The 18,854-nt window shown below is 53.3% G+C and carries 18 protein-coding genes; 12 read left to right on the forward strand and 6 right to left on the reverse strand.

The window, feature by feature from the left end:
- Positions 1-44: 44 nt before the first annotated feature.
- From BMW84_RS00535 to BMW84_RS00565, 7 genes are all read left to right on the forward strand, one after another.
- Positions 45-872 (forward strand): undecaprenyl-diphosphate phosphatase, encoded by an 828-nt coding sequence (locus BMW84_RS00535; RefSeq protein ID WP_091063244.1) that lies wholly within the window; start codon positions 45-47, stop codon positions 870-872.
- Positions 873-985: 113 nt separating this feature from the next.
- Complete coding sequence (locus BMW84_RS00540; RefSeq protein ID WP_091063247.1) at positions 986-2,089, forward strand: HD-GYP domain-containing protein; 1,104 nt, start codon at positions 986-988, stop codon at positions 2,087-2,089.
- Positions 2,090-2,285: 196 nt separating this feature from the next.
- The gene (yfkAB, locus tag BMW84_RS00545; RefSeq protein WP_091063249.1) at positions 2,286-3,422 is read left to right on the forward strand and encodes a radical SAM/CxCxxxxC motif protein YfkAB; all 1,137 of its coding nucleotides are present in this window, start codon (positions 2,286-2,288) and stop codon (positions 3,420-3,422) included.
- 10 nt (positions 3,423-3,432) lie between these two features.
- Positions 3,433-4,800: a hemolysin family protein gene (locus BMW84_RS00550; protein WP_091063252.1), complete on the forward strand. Its 1,368-nt coding sequence runs from the start codon at positions 3,433-3,435 to the stop codon at positions 4,798-4,800.
- Between the two features lie 163 nt (positions 4,801-4,963).
- Complete coding sequence (locus tag BMW84_RS24990) at positions 4,964-5,179, forward strand: spore coat associated protein CotJA (RefSeq protein ID WP_254772821.1); 216 nt, start codon at positions 4,964-4,966, stop codon at positions 5,177-5,179.
- A gap of 3 nt (positions 5,180-5,182) precedes the next feature.
- Positions 5,183-5,449: a spore coat protein CotJB gene (locus tag BMW84_RS00560; protein ID WP_091063257.1), complete on the forward strand. Its 267-nt coding sequence runs from the start codon at positions 5,183-5,185 to the stop codon at positions 5,447-5,449.
- A gap of 51 nt (positions 5,450-5,500) precedes the next feature.
- A complete protein-coding gene (locus BMW84_RS00565) occupies positions 5,501-6,070 on the forward strand; it encodes a manganese catalase family protein (protein WP_091063259.1) in 570 nt (189 codons plus the stop codon).
- A gap of 44 nt (positions 6,071-6,114) precedes the next feature.
- On the opposite strand, the gene BMW84_RS00570 is transcribed toward BMW84_RS00565, so the two are convergent.
- Positions 6,115-6,636, reverse strand: a complete 522-nt coding sequence (locus BMW84_RS00570) for a DUF3231 family protein (RefSeq protein ID WP_091063261.1) — start codon at positions 6,634-6,636, stop codon at positions 6,115-6,117.
- Positions 6,637-6,820: 184 nt separating this feature from the next.
- Here BMW84_RS00570 and BMW84_RS00575 point away from each other — a divergent pair, with 184 nt between their 5' ends.
- On the forward strand, positions 6,821-8,263 hold the full coding sequence (locus BMW84_RS00575) for an amino acid permease (protein WP_091063263.1): 1,443 nt from the start codon (positions 6,821-6,823) through the stop codon (positions 8,261-8,263).
- Here the strand turns inward: BMW84_RS00575 and BMW84_RS00580 are convergent.
- A complete protein-coding gene (locus tag BMW84_RS00580) occupies positions 8,260-8,889 on the reverse strand; it encodes a LysE family transporter (RefSeq protein WP_091063266.1) in 630 nt (209 codons plus the stop codon). The two genes, BMW84_RS00575 and BMW84_RS00580, sit on opposite strands and share 4 nt — an antisense overlap.
- A 144-nt stretch (positions 8,890-9,033) precedes the next feature.
- Between BMW84_RS00580 and BMW84_RS00585 the strand changes: the two genes are divergently transcribed.
- Entirely contained in the window at positions 9,034-10,311 is a 1,278-nt protein-coding gene (locus BMW84_RS00585) for a bacillibactin exporter BcbE (RefSeq protein ID WP_091063268.1), read from the forward strand.
- Between the two features lie 72 nt (positions 10,312-10,383).
- Here BMW84_RS00585 and BMW84_RS00590 read toward each other — a convergent pair whose 3' ends face one another.
- Together BMW84_RS00590 and BMW84_RS00595 are read right to left on the reverse strand one after the other, a co-directional pair.
- A complete protein-coding gene (locus BMW84_RS00590) occupies positions 10,384-12,174 on the reverse strand; it encodes an alpha-glycosidase (RefSeq protein ID WP_254772822.1) in 1,791 nt (596 codons plus the stop codon).
- Between the two features lie 222 nt (positions 12,175-12,396).
- Positions 12,397-12,957 (reverse strand): NADPH-dependent FMN reductase, encoded by a 561-nt coding sequence (locus BMW84_RS00595; RefSeq protein ID WP_091063271.1) that lies wholly within the window; start codon positions 12,955-12,957, stop codon positions 12,397-12,399.
- A 219-nt stretch (positions 12,958-13,176) separates the two neighbouring features.
- Between BMW84_RS00595 and BMW84_RS00600 the strand changes: the two genes are divergently transcribed.
- From BMW84_RS00600 to BMW84_RS00610, 3 genes are all read left to right on the forward strand, one after another.
- Positions 13,177-14,199, forward strand: a complete 1,023-nt coding sequence (locus BMW84_RS00600) for an SDR family oxidoreductase (RefSeq protein ID WP_091063272.1) — start codon at positions 13,177-13,179, stop codon at positions 14,197-14,199.
- Positions 14,200-14,460: 261 nt separating this feature from the next.
- Entirely contained in the window at positions 14,461-15,150 is a 690-nt protein-coding gene (locus BMW84_RS00605; protein ID WP_091063274.1) for a class I SAM-dependent methyltransferase, read from the forward strand.
- 68 nt (positions 15,151-15,218) lie between these two features.
- Positions 15,219-16,265 carry a CapA family protein gene (locus tag BMW84_RS00610; RefSeq protein WP_254772823.1) on the forward strand — a complete coding sequence of 349 codons (1,047 nt, stop codon included), beginning with the start codon at positions 15,219-15,221 and terminating at the stop codon, positions 16,263-16,265.
- 822 nt (positions 16,266-17,087) lie between these two features.
- Here the strand turns inward: BMW84_RS00610 and BMW84_RS00620 are convergent.
- Together BMW84_RS00620 and BMW84_RS00625 are read right to left on the reverse strand one after the other, a co-directional pair.
- Positions 17,088-17,921: a carbohydrate ABC transporter permease gene (locus tag BMW84_RS00620; protein WP_091063278.1), complete on the reverse strand. Its 834-nt coding sequence runs from the start codon at positions 17,919-17,921 to the stop codon at positions 17,088-17,090.
- Positions 17,921-18,811: a carbohydrate ABC transporter permease gene (locus BMW84_RS00625; protein ID WP_091063281.1), complete on the reverse strand. Its 891-nt coding sequence runs from the start codon at positions 18,809-18,811 to the stop codon at positions 17,921-17,923. Before BMW84_RS00625 ends, BMW84_RS00620 begins: the two co-directional genes overlap by 1 nt.
- Positions 18,812-18,854 lie beyond the last annotated feature (43 nt).

Raw genomic sequence — 18,854 nt, forward strand, 5'->3', positions numbered from 1 at the left:
CAGATTCTTTTTAAGCAGCACAATTTCAAAATCAGGAGGCTATAATGGATACAATTACAGCAATCATTCTCGCTATCGTCGAGGGCATTACCGAGTTTATCCCCGTATCTTCAACGGGCCACATGATTTTGACGGCCAACCTGCTCGGTTTCGAGGACCAGGAGCCGATCATGAAGACGTATGAAATCGTCATCCAGCTTGGCGCAATTCTTGCCATCGCAGTCGTGTACCGGCAGCGGATCGTCGACCTGCTTGGCCTTGGCGGCAAACGCTCCCGGGGCGGCGGCATCATGCCGGCCCGCCGGCTGAACCTGATCCATGTGCTGCTCGGCATCGTGCCGGCGCTCGCAGTCGCTTTTTTTGCCCGCGACTTCATTAAAAGCCTCTTCAGTGCCGGTACCGTCCTCTGGGCGCTCGTCGCCGGGGGGATATTGATGATCATCGCCGAATGGGTCAACAAACGTAAGATTCGCGTAACGGCCCATGAAATGGACGACTTATCCTACGGCCAGGCGTTAGCCATCGGACTCTATCAAATTATCTCCGTGCTATGGCCGGGCTTCTCTCGTTCGGGTTCCACCATTTCAGGGGGGATGCTGAGCGGGGTAAGCTATAAGGCCTCGGCAGATTTCTCCTTCCTGATCGCCATTCCGATTATGTGCGCCGCTTCAGGCTATGAGCTTCTCGATTCTTTTAAATATTTTACGAGTGATACGATCTGGGATTTCGCAATTGGCTTTGTGATTTCTTTCATTGTGGCTTATGTTGTTGTAATATTGTTTATGAGATTAATTCAAAAGATCAGACCTACACACTTCGCCATTTACCGCTTTATTCTTGCGGCTGTATTCTGGCTGTTCATATTAAACTGATGTTTATCACCTGGCCTGGCGGAATCGTTTAAGGTAACGGTACATACACAGAGTGTGACTTGAGGGTTCTGGAACAGAATAGTAATTTACCGTTTAGGGCAGGAGTGAGCCGAGTGCGTTTAGTATCCGTGAATCAGCTTCGGGCAGGAATGAAGTTGGGGAAAAAAATTTATAATGATGAAGGTCTCGTCCTTCTCGCGGACGGTGTGGAGCTTACGGATTCGCTTATTGCGCGGCTGGCCAGAATTGATATCGGCTATGTGTACATCCACGATAAATTCACGGAAGATGTACAGATCGAGGGGATGCTGCGCGATGAAACCCGGAATCATGCCCTTAAAGTGATACGCACCCAGTTTCAAGAAATGTCGAATACATCGGGGATCACCAAAGGGTTCTATCATTTAGACAAGAAGTTCTCCCGGGTAATGGATTCCATTCTCGACGAAATGTCGCTGCAGGAAATTCCGATGATCATGCTCGCGGATATGAATACAGCCGACAACTATCTGTATGTCCATTCACTGAACGTGTGCCTGTATACGCTTGTTCTGGGTATCGCTAACGGTTACAGCAAAGAAGAGCTGCGGGTGCTCGGGCTGGGCTCGCTGCTGCATGATATAGGCAAAACGCAGATTCCGGTCAAAATCGTCCAGAAGCCCGGCATGCTGAGCGACGATGAATTCCGCCATATGAAGGCCCACACCGAGATCGGCTATAAAATCCTGAAGGATGAACCCAATATTCCGCTGCTCGCCGCCCACTGCGCTCTCCAGCATCATGAACGCATCGACGGATCGGGGTATCCCCGCGGGCTGACCGGCCCGCAAATCCATGAATACGCCAAATGGCTTGGGGTGGCGGATTCCTACGATGCCATGACGTCGAACCGGATTTATAAAAAAGCGATGCTGCCGCATCAGGCGGTCGAAGCGCTGTACGTCGGCTCGGGTACGCTGTATGAGCAGAGGCATCTGGAGCTGTTCAGAGACCGTGTAGCCATTTATCCGCTCGGCCTCACCGTTAAGCTCAGTAATGGCGAATTTGGCGTTGTCGTCAAGATCGATCCGAGTACTCCCCACCGCCCGGTGGTGCGGGTCTTTGCCGGACCGGGGGGCGAGCCTGTCGTCCCGTTTGAAAGAGATTTGGGTAAAGCGCTGTCCATTGTCATCATAGACTTGACGGACGAAGATGAGAGCATGCTTAAGGCCAACTGATGGAATAACTAGTCGGCAGCGGGGATCAGGCAGGCAAGCGCGGGAGGAGGCGCTGCCAGCTTTGGTGCTCCGCTCTTTTTGTTGGCGGAGGCATGCCGCTTTTTTGCCGCCCATGGTATGATATGGGATAAAACGCCGTTCTTTTTGTTTCGATTTAGGTTAATAATAAGGAATACGCAACAAAGGAGAGTAAAAAATGAATATAGCAGAACCCGCATCAGAACCATTCCGGGAGCTGTCGCCGAGTTACGATCCATGGGATCCGATTACCTCGCTCCGCCGCTTTGGGCGGCATGTGCTCACCAGCGTGGAGATGACGGTGACCAATCTGTGCAATATGCGCTGCGAGCACTGCGCCGTCGGCGACAGCCTGACGATGAAGGAAGGGGCGATGCTGCCGCTTCACCAGATGCTTCACCGGCTGGAGGAAGTAGAGCATCTGCAGACCATAAGCATTACCGGAGGAGAACCGATGTTCCGCGCGGACACCGTGGATAATGTCATCGTTCCGCTGCTGAAATACGCCCGCGAGCGAGGCGTCCGGTCGCAAATCAACTCCAACCTGACCATGCCGTATGCGCGGTATGAGAAGCTTTTACCCTATCTCGATGTCATGCATATTTCGTTCAATTACGTAAACGGCGACGATTTCCATGAGGTCGGCTTCGCGAACAGCGGCCATCCGGTGGCTAAAGAAGCGGCTTACCGGCTGTACGATACGATGCTTGAGAATTCGCGCCGGCTGAGCGCGGACGGAATGTTTATCTCCGCGGAGTCGATGATCAACTACCGCACTCACCTGAAGCTGCCGCAAATTCACCGGCTGATCAGGGAGATGGGCGCGAGACGCCATGAGGTGCATCCGATGTACGCATCCAGTTTCGCTTCGTCGCTTCCCGTATTGTCGCTGAAGGATATGAATGCCGCCATCCACGGCCTGCTCGACGAACGCGACCCGGACATGTGGATGCTGTTCGGCACCCTGCCGTTCTTCGCCTGCAGTTTCCTGGAGGAAGACCGTGCACTGCTGGGCCGGCTGCGCAACGAGAAGAACGTCACCGTGCGCAACGATCCCGACGGTCGCAACCGCGTAAACGTCAACATGTTCACCGGCGATGTCTACGTGACCGATTTTGCCGACATTTCGGCGTTTGGCAATATCAGCGGGGCCAGACTGGACGATATCTTTGCCGAGTGGCAGATGAAGCATCCTCTGAATCAGAAGGTCAACTGCCACTGCGATGAAGCCGGATGCTGCGGTCCGAATCTGCTGGTCGCAGACATGTATTATCCGGAAGTGGATTTCAAATCGAGAAAAGCGATTTCTCTGTAGAAATGGGGCGTTGGTGTTGCATACGGAATTCGAAGTAGGAAGATTGCTGCTTAATCTTTTGCTGGTTCTGGTGCTTGTATTTTTTAACGGGGTGTTTGTCGCCGCGGAATTTTCCCTGGTCAAGGTAAGACAATCCAGGCTGACGCAACTGGTCACCGAGGGCAACAAGATGGCAGGCTATGCGCTGAAGGTCAACAAGAAACTGGATGCCTATTTGTCGGCCACCCAGTTCGGGATTACGCTGGCTTCACTTGGTCTCGGCTGGGTCGGGGAGCCGGCCGTATCCGAACTGCTGGTGGAGCCGCTGATGTTCCAGCTCGGCGTACATGATCATGCGCTGATCTCGACGGTATCCGTGATTGTCGGTTTTTCCATCATTACCTTCTTACATATCGTGCTCGGCGAGCTTGCGCCAAAGTCTCTGGCGATCCAGAAGACGGAAGGCTCTGCGCTGCTCTTGTCCGCGCCGCTGATGTTCTTCTATAACCTGTTCCTGCCGTTTATCTGGATTCTGAACGTATCCGCCAACGCGCTGCTCCGCCTGGTCGGCGTCGAGCCGGCGAGCGAAGCGGAGGCGGCCCACTCGGAGGAAGAAATCCGCATCCTGATGAACCAAAGCGCCAACAGCGGCGTCATCGACAAGGATGAAATGAAGCTGATGGACAATATTTTTGAATTCTCCGATATGCTGGCCCGCGAGGTCATGCTGCCCCGTACGGACATGGATGTGCTGTACAGCAATCTGTCCCTGGAGGAGAACATGCGCATCATCACCGAAACGAAACATTCGCGCTATCCGGTAGCGAACGAGGACAAGGACCGGATTATCGGGTTCATCCATATCACGGACCTGCTGTTTGCGCCTCCGGAGCAGCAGAATGATCTGACGACGCTGGTCCGGCCGATTCTGAACGTTCCCGAATCCATGGAGATCAGCCATGCGCTGCGGCTCATGCAGAAGAACAAAGCCCAGCTAACCCTCGTAGTAGATGAATACGGCGGTACGGCCGGCCTTTTGACCGTGGAAGAAATTCTCGAGGAGATCGTCGGCGAGCTGCATGACGAATTTGAAGACGAACGGCCGAGCGTGGAGCGGTTTGACGATTACTATTCGGTCGAAGGCCGGATGCTGATCGAAGACGTCAACGATCTGACGGGCGTCATTATTGAAGACGACGAAGTCGATACCATCGGCGGCTGGCTGTTCAAGGAACTCGAGGGCAATCCGGCCAAAGGGAAAAAGATCGTGCTGGAGGGTGTCAGCTTCGAGGTGGAGGAATCGACCCGGCTGCGCATTACCCGCATTATCGTCCGCAAGCTGACGAAGCCGGAAGCGGAAGAGACCCCGGACGAAACGGATGGCGGCGAAGAGCAATAATCGAATAACATGGATCAAACCTTTTCTGCTGAAGATTTCGGTCTTCTGCGGAAAAGGTTTTTTTGTGCGCCCAGGTTCTGACCGCCTGCCTAAAAATCATAAAGTAATACGAAGAGATTTGGGCAAAAGACAATGCAGCTTTAGCTGCGAGGAGGTAAGAGCTTTGAGTTCACAGGAGCGCGTATGGGTACCGTTTCGAGGTCCGTTTGATCCTTGTCCGCCGATCCCGTATAAGACGTATGTGGTTCCGCCCAATCAGTACATCGCCTTCCAGCCGTCAGGCTGGCCGCAGTTTCCCCTGCCGGAAGCGCTGAAGAAGGGCACGCTTTGGCCTGCGCTTTACAGCCCTTACGAATCGAAGAGTAAAGGAGGGAAGTGAGGGATGGAAACGAAGGCTTGCGACCCCCGTTATTACGAGATGCTGGAGCAGCTGCAGGTGTATGATTTTGCCCTGGTCGAGCTGAATTTATTTCTGGACACCCACCCCGAGGATTTAAAAAGCATTGAGCAATTCAACCAACTGACCCAAGAGCGCACGCGTCTGGCCAACCAGTTCCAGGAGCTGTATGGACCGCTGCAAAACTTCGGCCGCGCCTACTCGAAATGTCCGTTTGAGTGGGTCGAGACGCCGTGGCCGTGGCAGGTATAACCGGTTCAAGGATACCGAAGCAAACAGTTTATACGTTTAGGAGGTTACGGAATGTGGATCTATGAGAAAAAGCTCCAATATCCGGTACGCGTCAGTAAATGCGATGTCCGGATGGCGCGTTACCTGACGGAGCAGTATGGCGGAGCGGACGGAGAACTGGCGGCGGCGCTGCGCTACATGAATCAGCGGTATACCATACCCGACAAGGTGATCGGGGTGCTTAACGATATTTCCACGGAAGAATTCGCCCATCTCGAGATGATTGCCACCATGATTTACAAGCTGACCAAAGACGCTTCGGTCCAGGAGCTGGAGGCTGCCGGGCTCGGAGCGCACTTTGTGAACCATGACCGGGCTTTGTTTTATGAAAATGCGGGCGGCGTGCCTTGGACGGCTACCTATATCCAGGCCAAAGGCGATCCGCTTGCCGATCTATATGAGGATATCGCCGCGGAAGAAAAGGCGAGAGCGACCTATCAATGGCTGATCGACATGACCGATGATGTGGATTTGCAGGACAGCCTGAAATTCCTGCGCGAACGGGAAATCGTGCATTCGCTCCGGTTCAAGGAAGCGGTGCAGATTATTATTGAGGAACGTGACCAGAAAAAGATTTTTTAAATAGAAAAAAGCTCCTTCCGCCGGAAGGAGCTTTTTTGCGTGTCTTAAGCGTTGACCGGCTCCGGCCGCTTGATTTGCAGCGGCGGAGGGATCAGCCAGCCTTTTTTCTTGTTCATGCGAAGAATTTTCATGCCTAGCGCGGCTTTGGTCGCATGATATTTGCCGAACAAGGCGCCGACGTCCTCGCGGATGGCTTGGCCCATCACCGTGCTGCAGGCCACCAGTCCGGCGGCGGTGTCGGCGGCGATTTTTGCGGCGATCTCCGGATCGGTAAACCGTGCGCCGACGGGAATGTCCTCAAACTTGGTTTCAGGACGGTGCGGCAGCGACGGGGACGTAGCCAGTCCGTTCTCGGCCAGCAGAGAGTCGCATTCGCTGACTTCCAGTTCGGCTTGGTTGATCAGATCGCCGAGAATTTTTTTGAGATCATGGTCGCCGGCATGATACGCATAAGCGCGATAACAAGAAATCATTCCTTTTGCCGCCATCGAGGCTTCAAAAATGCTGAAGATTTCCCCATAGTGCAGCGGTTCGTCTTTGGGATTGCCTCCTAAAATTCCGGACATGTGCATGCTCCTTTACGTGTGTGATGAGGTTACCGGGTTAGTATTGCATGGGAGCATGGTTGTATGCGCGCTGTTAAAGATTGTTCATTGCTAAGCGAGATATTGCCAAACTGAAAAGGGGAATTCCGGGAACTCTAAAGGAGATGGCGATCGATACCATAATAAACAAGCGAGGAATGCCTTTATGGGGAAGACTTCGGACAACACGCAGTCTAAACAGCAATTGAAATGGTGGCAGCTCACTCTGCTCGGGGTTGCAGGAACTATCGGTACGGGATATTTCTTGGGTTCAGGTTTGGCCATTACCATTGGCGGCCCGGCTGTGCTTATCGTCTATCTGCTTGCGGCTGCCGGTACGTACATTGTTTTTGACGCACTGGCTCGAATGACGGCTAATCAGCCGGAGCAAGGCTCCTTCCGATCTTATGCCAAGAAAGCTTTCGGGAATTGGGCCGGCTTCGGCAGCGGCTGGGTGTACTGGTTCTCAGAGCTGCTGATTATGGGCAGCCAGTTAACGGCCTTGTCCATCTTTGCGCGCTTCTGGTTTCCGGCGGTGCCGATGTGGGTATTCGCAACCGGCTTCGGCCTTTGCGGGATGGTGATCGTTTTTTTCGGAAACAAAGGCTTTGACCGGGTGGAGAACGTGCTGGCGGTCATCAAGCTGGCTGCGATGGTCATGTTTCTCGTACTCGCAGTTGCCCTGCTGGCCGGATGGATCGGCGGAGGCAAATACGCACCAAAAGTACCGCTGGGCCCGGAACGTTTTTTTCCTCATGGAGGCATCGGCTTGTGGTCGGCATTTATTTTTGCCTTTTATGCCTACGGCGGGATCGAAGTGCTGGGAATTATGTCTTACCGGCTGAAGGAGCCCAAAGATGCGCCGAAAGCGGGGAAAGTGATGCTGCTGTCGCTTGCAACCCTGTACATCGTTTCGATCGGGTTGGCGGTTACGATGGTACCGCTGAAGGGGTTTGTGCCGGATAAAAGTCCGTTCGTCTTGGCCTTGGCCAGCGACCGGCTGGCCTTTGTGCCGCATTTGTTCAACGGCGTGCTTATCATCGCCGGCTTCTCCACCATGACCGCATCCCTGTACGCCGTCACCTCCATGATGGTCACGCTCGCGCAGGAGGGCGATGCCCCCAAAGTCTTCTCAAGAAAATGGAAGAAAAAATATCCGCTGTTCGCTTTGACCCTGATCTTATGCGGTCTGGCCGCGGCCATCGTGCTGGCGCTGCTGCTGCCCGGGAAGGTCTACGAATACGTGACGACGGCGGCGGGCATTATGCTTCTATATAATTGGGCCTTTATTTTGCTGTCTTCGGGCAAGCTGCTGGAATCGTCCGTCTGGAACAGCGTCAAGCGCTGGAGCGGACTGGTGTTGATTGCAGGCGCCGTATCGGGCACGTTATTTCATAAATTAAGCCGGCCGGGCTTCTGGATCAGCCTTCTGCTGGTCGCTTTGATTGCGATATGCGATGTGATCGTGCAGCGGGTCCGTAAGAATCGCCAGGCTCCGGAAAACAGTAAAGCTCAGCGACCGGCTGAGGCGCTCAAGGACATTCGTCCAATGCCTGGGGGAGCGATTTTTCATCTCAAGGGAATTCGTCTACGCAAGAACAAGGTTTAAGGAAACCACAGCCTATAGGCTTGTACGCCAAAATATAAACCGAAGCCGATCAGCGAAAGGCCGGATAAGACCGAAATGGCTTTCAGTACGCCCGGCGTAAGCACTCTGCGGAACATGCTGGAAGCGGACGCCATGGAGAAGTCCCACAGCAGGATGCCCAGCACGATGCCACCGCTGTATATGAGAAGCTGCTGCATTGGATAATCGCTCGAAGCTTTGGCTAAGACAGAGCCGTAGATACCGAGCCAAAACAAGATGGACAACGGATTAAACAGCGACATGAGAAATCCGGACCAAAAGGACTTGAAGTGAGATTCTCCATACCCCCGGGTGCTCGCCGTCGTTATTTTTCCAGCGGTCTTGATGCTTTCAATGCCTGTATACACCAGCAGAAAAAAGCCAAAAAACCATAAAAAGGCTTTGATGAAGGGCTGATCGAGTACATGTACGACGCCGAAATAGACGAGCAGCATGTATATCAGATCGGCGGTAAGCGCCCCCAGACCTACGAGCCAGGCATGAAAGAAGCCCCCGCGCAGCCCCTTGTCCAATTGAGAGGCATTAATGGGGCCAATGGGAGCGGATAAAGACAGCCCAAGCAGTATGTATCCGAAAAAAGTATTCAACCTTACACCTCCTTGCCTGTTTATTTATGTCTATTCAAGGAAATGGAAATTTAGGACAGGTCCAGGGAATCAGAAACTGCCTGTATAAATCGATTTCGGAATTCTCACACTACGGTCATGCAGACTAATAAAGGTGGTTCAGTTATGAAGAGTCAAAAAGGGGCTCTCGTCGCGCTCTCATCTATCCCGCTGATTATGACGCTCGGCAATTCCATGCTTCTGCCGATTCTGCCGCTGATCTCCAAGGAACTGGGAATCGGGGCGTTTCAAGTCAGCATGATCATTACGGTGTACGGTTTGATCGCGATTGTCATGATCCCGATAGCCGGGTATTTATCCGACCGTTTCGGGCGAAAAAAGGTAATTCTTCCGAGCCTGGCGATAGCGGCGGCGGGCGGCGCGGTCTGCGTTGCTGCAGCCTGGTTTATGGACGGTATGGCGGCTTACGGGGTGATACTGGCCGGAAGACTGCTGCAGGGCATCGGGGCAGCCGGCGCTTTTCCCATCGTGATTCCGTTTGTCGGCGATCTGTTCAAGGATGAGAAGGAGGTCAGTAAAGGGCTGGGAATTGTGGAGACCTGCAATACGTTCGGCAAGGTGCTTAGTCCGATTCTCGGAGCGTATCTAGGCATTCTGCTCTGGTATGCGCCATTTATCGCCATTCCGGCGCTTTGTTTGCTCTCTTTTTTGCTGGTGGTCCTCCTGGTCAAAGAACCTGAGAAACGGGATTCGGCTGCAAAGAAGCGAAAGCTGCGGGAGTTTCTGGGGGAGATCAAGGAGATTCTGCATAAGAATGGCCGCTGGGTTTATGCCATATTTGCCATCGGCGGCATTTGCATGTATGTCGTTTTCGGCGTGTTGTTTTATTTGTCCGAGACGCTGGAATCCAAATATAATCTGCATGGCGCCTCGAAAGGGTATGTGCTGGCCATTCCGCTGGCGATGCTCTGTCTGGCTTCGTTTATCAGCGGCAAATTTATCGGGCAGAAAAAACCGCGCATGAAGTGGCTGGCTTTTACGGGAATGGTAATCTTGTCCGCGGCGATGGGGGTTACCCTCTTTTCCAGCAACATTTATTATATGGTCGGCCTGCTTACGGTCGGTGGAATCGGCATCGGAACGGTTTTGCCCTGCATGGATGCCTTGATCACGGAGAGTCTGGAAAAAGAAGCCCGGGGCACGATCACCTCCCTTTACAGCAGCATGCGCTTTATCGGCGTAGCGCTCGGACCGCCGGCGGTTTCGCTCCTCATGCGGCAGGGACATCTCGTGTTGTTCGGCTCCATGACGGCGCTCGGCATTGCGGGGGCGCTGCTGATACTCTTTGCGGTGAAGCCGAGCCAAGTCGAAAAAGATCCGGGTTCGGAGCGGAGGGACAATGGAATGACCGTCAAAGCCGGATTCCGGCAGCGGGCCAGGTAAGAGGGGGCACAGGCAGATTTGACAGAAAAACCGGCAATTTCCTGAATGACAGGAAACGGCCGGTTTTTGACATTACTTTATTTTCACCAGAATTCTATAGCCGAATGGCGGTAATTCCATCTGTACGGTATCACCGGAAGCCGCTGCCGGAGTGTCATCGAGCGCATCCTGCCAGCTTCCCTCCAGTTTTAAGGATAAGGTAACCGGCTGCTCCGCCGGATTCATCCAGACGATTAGATGCTCCTGGTCATTGTAGCGTTCATAGATAAAGGCTTTTTCATTGGCGTTGGCTCGGATAAACTGGAACTCGCCCGTTCTCAGTGCGGGATGGTTCCGGCGGAGAGCAATCAGCTCCCGGTAGCTTGCATGCAGGCCGCGATCCTGTTTCGCTTCGTCCCAGACCATGCATTTACGGCAATCCGGGTCGCCTTCACCTTCCAGTCCGATTTCATCGCCATAAAAAATACCCGGCGTTCCCGGAAAGGTAAACAAAAAGGCGGTCGCCAGCTTCAGCTTCCGCTTGTCCCCGCCCAGCAGCGTAAGCAGGCGCGGGGTATCATGGCTGGCCAGCAGGTTGAACATCACTTCATTGGCCTGCTGCGGATACCGCATCAGGAGATGCCCGATCTGGGCAGAGAAACTGTCTGCATCGATGGAATCCGAATTCAGGAATTCCAGCAAACGGTCGGACAGCGGATAGTTCATGACCGAGTCGAACTGGTCGCCCTCCAGCCAGCGCAGCGAGTCGTTCCACACCTCCCCGATAATAAAAGCTTCCGGATGGATGGCCTTGATCCGCTTGCGGAATTCCCGCCAGAACGCATGGTCGATCTCGTTGGCGACATCCAAGCGCCAGCCGTCCATGCCCACTTCTTTCAGCCAGTATTCGGCGATATCCAGCAAATACTCGCGCGTTTCCGGATTGGCGGTGTTCAGCTTGGGCATCTGCTCGAAGAAGCCGAATGCGTCGTAGTTGGGTTTTCCTTCCCGCACCTCCACCGGAAAGCTGTGGATATGAAACCAGTCCGCATACCGCGATTGCTCGCCGTGTTCAATGACATCCTTGAACTGCGGGGAATTCGCGCTGATATGATTGAACACCGCATCCAGCACAATGCGGATGCCCCGGTCATGCGCCTCTTGCACCAGCCGTTTCAGCAGTTCCAAGTCACCGAAATGCGGGTCGACCTTTTTGTAATCGAGGGTATCGTATTTATGGTTGGTCGGCGCTTCAAAGATAGGTGTCAGATAAATAGCCGTGATGCCAAGGTCCTCCAGGTAATCCAGTTTATCGATAATGCCCTGCAAATCGCCGCCGAAGAAATTGTCCACCGTAGGAGCCTCGCCCCATCCGGCCGTATCCTCCGGATCATTGCCCGGATCGCCGTTGGCGAACCGGTCGGGCATAATCTGATAGAAAACTGCGGATTTGGCCCATTCCGGAGGGGCGAAGAGATCAATTTCATGGACATACGGACGGTCGAAAAAGCCGTTCGGCGCCTCCGGCGCCTCGTCGTATACACCGGTTTCGGTCAGCCACACGGTCTGCTGTCCCGCATGGAAACGGAAGGCATAGGAAAACCGCCGGTGGTCCGGCACGACCCCGGTTTGCCAATAGTCGTAGAATCGTCCGCTCGCCACCTTGCGCATCGGCAGCTCATGATGATAAGACTCCCAATCGTATTTGTCGCCGGTCAGGGCAATGACGCGGTCCACTTCGCCTTTTCTGGTGCGGACCCGCAAGTGAATAACCTCTTTGTTATAGAGATAAGCCCAGTTGCTGTGAGGAATGTGCTGCAGGCATTCCTGATGGATACATATTGACGACGTCCCTGTTTCAGTAGATTGGCGTTTTGTGATCATCTGTGGCCTCCATCAAAAATGAATTCTGGTTGCACTAATGTATATAAACGGGTTTGATTGGAAAATAAACAAGGACTCCGTGAAATTTAAGAAGCAATGGGCGGCTTTGAGGGCGTCAGAGAATATATTCTGCCCGAAATTCTTATCTATCATATACCTTACATGCAGAAAAAGCGGCGAAGCCGCCCAATCGGGCAGCATCGCCGCTTTTTGTTCTATAGATTACAGTGGAGCTACCGTTCCGGTTCGCAGTGTCTTCAAGGCGCCGCTCCAGGCGAGCACCTGATCCAGCATGGCATTGACGTTTGCCTTATGCAGGTCGGCCGGCTTGAAGACCGAGCCGTTCTCGAAGTCGGTGAACAAAGACAGCAGCGGATGTACGCGCACGTCGGCGACTTGCAGCTCGCCCAGAATGCCGCGCAGATGTTCGGCAGCGCGCGCGCCGCCGGCGGAGCCGTAGCTGACAATCCCGGCCGCCTTGTTATTCCATTCGTCGCGGGCCGAATCCAGCGCATTTTTCAAAGCGCCTGTAATGCTGTGGTTATACTCCTGCACGATAAACACAAAACCGTCCAGTTGGGCCAGCTTACCTGTCCAGGCGGCTAGCTGTTCCGATGCGTCCGTCTCCCCGAACAGGGGCAGTTTAAAGTCGGCGATGTCCACGATTTCGTAGTTGGCGTCTCCGCGTTCTTCCGCAATTCCTTTAACCCATTCTCCGACCTGCGGACTGTTGCGTCCCACGCGCGTGCTTCCCAAGATAATTCCAATGTTCAAGTTAGCCATTTGAGTTCCTCCTGAGTGAATGTTTTGGTTTACGGTGTGGATTCATATCTGTGATATTTACTATAGCATATTACTTTTATAAAGTAAATATTATTAAGAAACCGGACATGTATTTATTTTTGCACAAAGAGATAGAAATTATAAACAAACTGTTCTAGAATAAAATGTGATGAAATCGAATACATTGGCTTTTACGGCTTGGAAAGGAGCAAAATAGAGATGAAAGTATTGTTTATCGGAGGAACCGGACTGATCAGCGAGGCGGTGTCCAAGCTTGCGATTGAACGGGGCATCGAGTTGTACCTGTTTAACCGCGGACAGAGGGATGAGCTTGTTCCGGCCGGAGCGAAAGTGATTCAAGGCGATATCCGTAAGCCGGAGGAAGCAGCCGCGGCGCTGAAAGGGCATGAGTTTGATGTGGTTGTCGACTGGATTGCGTTTACCCCGGAGCATGTGAAGACGGATCTGGAGCTTTTTACCGGAAAAACGAAGCAGTACATATTTATCAGCTCCGCTTCTGCGTACCAGAAGCCGCTGCAGCATTATGTAGTTACGGAAGACACACCTGTTGTGAACCCGTACTGGCAATATTCTCGCGACAAAATCGCCTGCGAAGAGCTGCTGATGGAGGCTTACCATAACAGCGGGTTCCCGACAACCATTGTCCGCCCTTCGCATACGTACGGCAATACGGCGATTCCGGCCGGCCTCACCAGCTGGGCGCATCCTTGGTCCATGATTGAACGCATCCGCAAAGGCCAGCCGATTGTCATTCACGGCGACGGCACTTCCCTGTGGACGCTGACCCATAATACCGATTTCGCCAAAGGTTTTGTCGGTCTGCTCGGTCTTGAGGCAGCAATCGGCGAAGCGATCCATATCACCTCGGATGAGGTGCTGAGCTGGAACCAGATTTATGCCGCCATTGGACAAGCCGCAGGCAATGAACCGAAGGTGGTGCATATGTCCACCGATTTTATTGCCGCACATGCACCGGCGGGTCTAGCTGACGGACTGATCGGCGACCAGGCGGTCAGCATCGTATTCGACAACAGCAAGATCAAACGGCTGGTTCCCGATTTCGAAGCCACCGTTCCTTTTGCGGAAGGCATCAAGCAAGCGGTAGCATGGTTTGAAAAACATCCCGAGCGCTGCACCGTCGACCCTGATTGGTACAAGCTGCTGGATACGTTGATCCAGAAACATGGCACCAGCGCCAAACTGCTTTCCTATTACGTGTAACGGCGGTAGCCGGTTTTGATGAAACGCTCCAAGCCCATTGCGGCTTCGGGGCGTTTTTTGTGGTTGGGCGAATGCCCCATTCCTAGGCGTATGCGTGCAGGCTGCGAACTAATCAATCTAACCTCCATTCCTATTGTTTCCGTCCGCAGCCAATGGACTAACAAGCCCGCGCCGCTTTTCCCAGTCTCAAGGACATGGCATGATTGGACGATTGCTGAATATACTCTCACTACCGAAAACCCATTTGAAGGAGTCCTGGCCATGCCGACACATCCGTATGTTTCCCGTTATTTTGTCCGCTCCGATGCCCGCCGCGACAAGCTCGTGTATGAGCTGCCCGATTCCTGGTGGAGCCGCCCTTACGAATATGAATGGTGCACCCACTTCACCTCGCCCCATGATACGGTGCTGGACGCAGCCTGCGGCATCGCGCAGCCGCTTAAATTTCATCTTGCTGCGGTCAGCGACGAAACCTTCGCTTGCGACATTGATGCGCGGATTGTAACGACGGATTATATTCTCCGCGATGTTTATGAACAAGTCGGGCCGGAGGCTGCCGGGCAAATTTCCGAAGAGGTTTTGGCGAAGCTGCAGCTGTCCCAAGCCGACCTGATCCGGCTGCCGTATGTGGATGAAAGCTTTGATACGATATTCTGCATTGCGGTTCTGGAGCACCTCCCGATTCAAGACCTGGCGCCTGCGGTTAAGGAATTTTACCGGACGCTAAACAGTGAAGGACTGCTGGTGCTGACGTTTGCGAGTCCGCCAGTCGCTTTGCCGCTGGTGAACGAAGTGCTGCTGGCGGCGGGGTTCCGCTATTGGGGCGAGACGGACTTTAGCCTACCGGCCGATGCCCTTTGTCCGCCTGACGGGGAGCGCGTTTATTGCTTCCGCGCCGTGCTCCGCAAGGTGCCGGTCAGCCACAATCGCGAAACAATGCAGGGTCTTTAGTCCTTTGTACCGTCCAGCTTATTCCTTTATAGTAGGGAGATATCATTTCAGTTAAGGGAGCATATAAGTTGTATAAAATCGCAGCTTTGTTCATTGTATTCTTTCTTCTAATGCCCGGAGAAGGATGGTCCGCGAGCAGTGCTCCGGCATCCGCTCAAACGGCCGCCGCGGATACGGTCACGCTGGCGTTTGCCGGCGACATTCTGCTTGACGGCTTTGTCGGGGAGCAAATCGACAAATACGGGGTTAATTTTCCTTTTGCCAAAGTAGCACCCGTCCTGAAAAAAGCCGATCTTGCATTCGCCAATCTGGAGACGCCGGTGTCCCTGAAAGGGGAGCCCGCGGTGAAAAGCTTTGTGTTCCGCTCCAAACCGGCAACGCTTGGCGGCTTGGTCTATGCCGGGATTGACGGCGTAACGCTGGCTAACAACCACATTCTTGATTATGGGCCGGCCGCCATGCTCGACACGCTCGATTATCTAGATCAGTACAAAATCGGCCATACCGGCGCGGGCAGGAACAGTACGGCAGCCTTTAAGCCGTTCGTACGCACAATCAAAGGCAAAACCATTTCGATTATCGGCGCGAGCCGCGTCCTGTCCGGGCCATCGTGGCATGCCGGGCCGAACCATGCCGGGGCTGCCCAGGCGTACACCGCCGAGCCGCTGGTGAGCGCCGTCAAACAAGCGGCTGAAACGAGCGACTACACCATTGTCTATCTGCACTGGAACCAGGAGTTCAAGGATTACCCGGAAAAGGATTCGCGGACGCTGGCGAAGAAACTGATCGACAGCGGCGCCGACTTGGTCCTTGGCGCGCATAGCCACTGCCTGATGGGCATCGAATACTACAAGCATAAGCCGATCTATTATTCGCTGGGCAACTTTGTGTTCAACCGCTCGACGCGCGGCGGAGACAAAACCTTGCATTCCATGCTGCTTCATATCAATCTCACCGCCTCCGGCGTCACCGCGAAGATTACCCCGGTCAAAATCGCCGGCGGCCAGCCGAATTTCATGAATGCGGCCTATAACAAAGGGACGATTGCCACTTTGAACAAACTGTCGTTCAACGCCAAGGTTGCCGCCGACGGCACGGTCAGCGAGAAGATGTAGGGTTGTGAGCGTTAAGAGTGATGCGAAACCCGAGGGCGAGAATTGAGAGGCGAGAAGCGTGGAGTCTGCGGGGTGTGGGCAAATCCGGCTGGTCGGCGTGGAATGGGATTTGAGAAACGATGGGGCTCTGGACTTACATTATAGTTTTGGCGGGTGCTCGCTGGGAGTGTTGACGGTTAGGGTACTGTTGCGCGGCCTTTATTGGCTAACGGACCGGAGCGCCATTATTGGGGGTAACCATAGTATTTCCGTCGCTAACGGACACCAGCGCCGTTATTCTATTATTTTGAGCGGGAAATTCGCTCTTTCAGCAACAATAACGGCGCTGAGGTCCGTTAATTTGGGAAATGATTTGTTTTTTCGGAAATAAGGTCTCTCAGGTCCGTTAGCAACAGAACCAAGTAACCTGCTCCATGTGATTGCCGGGCTGGCCTTTATCGGTACGGCCTTGTTAAGGAAGGTAGCATTAGAGTGCGGCCGTCTGGTCGCTGTCTGATGGAGCTGATATGTAGTGAAGTGATAGGTTTGTACTTGTTGTGCAGTATCGGCTTGGATTGTTGATTATGTTGGTTTGTTGGTTTGTTGGTTTGTTGGTTTGGTGGTTTGGTGGTTTGATGTTGATCGGTTTGTAAGCTTGTTGTTTTGCAGTTGTTGTGCAGTTTTTGATTTGTTGAAATTGCCGTGCTTAGAGCAGCGGAGCGTCCACCAGATGAGCCCAAATAATTCTCAGCACGCTTCAAGCATAATCTCAGCGCCAAACAGCAAAGCCGCCCCCAGCCATAACGGCTGGAGGCGGCTTTTTCATGTGATACATTGACCCGATCAGCCCTTGACGGCCCCGGCGACAACGCCTTTCACGATGTATTTTTGCAGGAAGATAAACACGATGATGGAAGGCAGCACGGCCATAACCATGGCGGTCATTGCATATTGCCAGTCCGAGGTGTACTGTCCGACGAACGTGTACGCGGCCAGCGTCAGCGTCTTCGTGTCCGGCGAGCCGTTCACCATGAGCAGTGGGAGCAGGAAGTCATTCCAGATCCACATCACGTCGATGATGATGATCGTCGTAGTGACCGACTTCAGCAGCGGGAAGATGACGCTGAAGAACAGGCGGAAGCCGGAGGCGCCGTCAATCGTGGCACTTTCGTCAATTTCAAGCGGAATGCCTTTCACGAACCCGTGATAGATGAAGACCGCGAGCGGAGCGCCGAAACCCCAATACAACAGGCCCAGACCCCAGGTGCTTTCCGACAGGTGAAGGTTTTTGGCCGTTTGCAGCACCGTCAGCATGATCGACTGGAACGGAATCAGCATCGGCATAATGCAGATGAAGTAGATAATTCCGCTGATTCTCCATTTCGTCCGTGCCAGCTTATAAGCTGCGATGGAAGAAACGAAGACGATCCCGAGCAAACCGAGGCCGGTAATAATGAAGTTGTTCAGGAACAGCCGCGGATAGTTGATGAATTTCCATACATACGAGTAGTTGTCGAACGTCAGGTGCTTCGGCAGCGCGATGACGTCGGTCATGACTTCACTGAAATTTTTCAGCGAGTTGATAATCGTCAGGAACAGCGGATACAGGAAGAGCAGGGAGAGGAGGACGAGTACCACCTCAAGAACGATTCGTCCAGCTTTGTTGTTTGTATGCATTATGCCTCCACCTCTCTCCGTTTGAAGAACGTAAGTTGAATGACCGTAACGACCAGTACTGCAACGAACAGGATTAACGCCTTGGCTGTACCGTAGCCGTACAGATTGTTCTGGAAGGTGTCGCGGTAAATGTCATAGGCGATACTGTACGTCGTTCCGCCAGGACCGCCGCCGGTAAGCGACAGGATGACGTCGAAGACCTTGATCGAGTTGGTCAGCGCCATAAACACCGAGATCGTGATCGAAGGTGCAAGCAGCGGCAGCGTAATGCTGAAGAAGCGGCGGATAGCGCCTGCGCCGTCGACGGTAGCGGCTTCCTTCAAATCATCCGGAATGGACTGGAGACCGGCGATGTAGATAACCAGGTAAAAACCGATGGACTGCCAGATCGAAACCCCTAGAATAGAGATAAAAGCGAGGCCCGGCGTTCCCAGCCAGCTTAATCCGAAGATCGCCCAGCCGGTGCTGTCGCCCAGCGAGTTAAAGCCTTGCATGAAGATGAACTTCCAGATAAAGCCGACGATAACCAAGCTGAGGATATACGGGATAAAGAATGCGGCTCTCAGCCACGTGGTCGATTTCAGCTTCATATCGAGCAGCACGGCGAGCAGGATCGCCAGCACGTTGACAATGATGATGTAGAGAATCGCATATTTGATCGTGAACCATGCGGAGCTTGAAAAATTGCTGTCGCCCGTAAAGATCTGCTTGAAGTTATCCAGGCCGATGAATTTGGGATGCTTGGAAATCCCGTTCCATTTCATCATGGAATAACGGATGGTCATGGCAAACGGAATATAGAATGCCACGGCGACACAGATCAGAACCGGGAGGGTGAAAATCCCGAACTCCAGTTTATCGCGCAAATTTCTGCCGACTGATTTAAACATAGCTGCACCTCATTTTAATTGATAGAGTGGGAGTCTTGGCCAA

Origin of the sequence: Paenibacillus sp. NFR01 (assembly GCF_900111565.1) — a bacterium.
In the GTDB taxonomy this organism is placed as follows: Bacteria; Bacillota; Bacilli; order Paenibacillales; family Paenibacillaceae; genus Paenibacillus_AQ.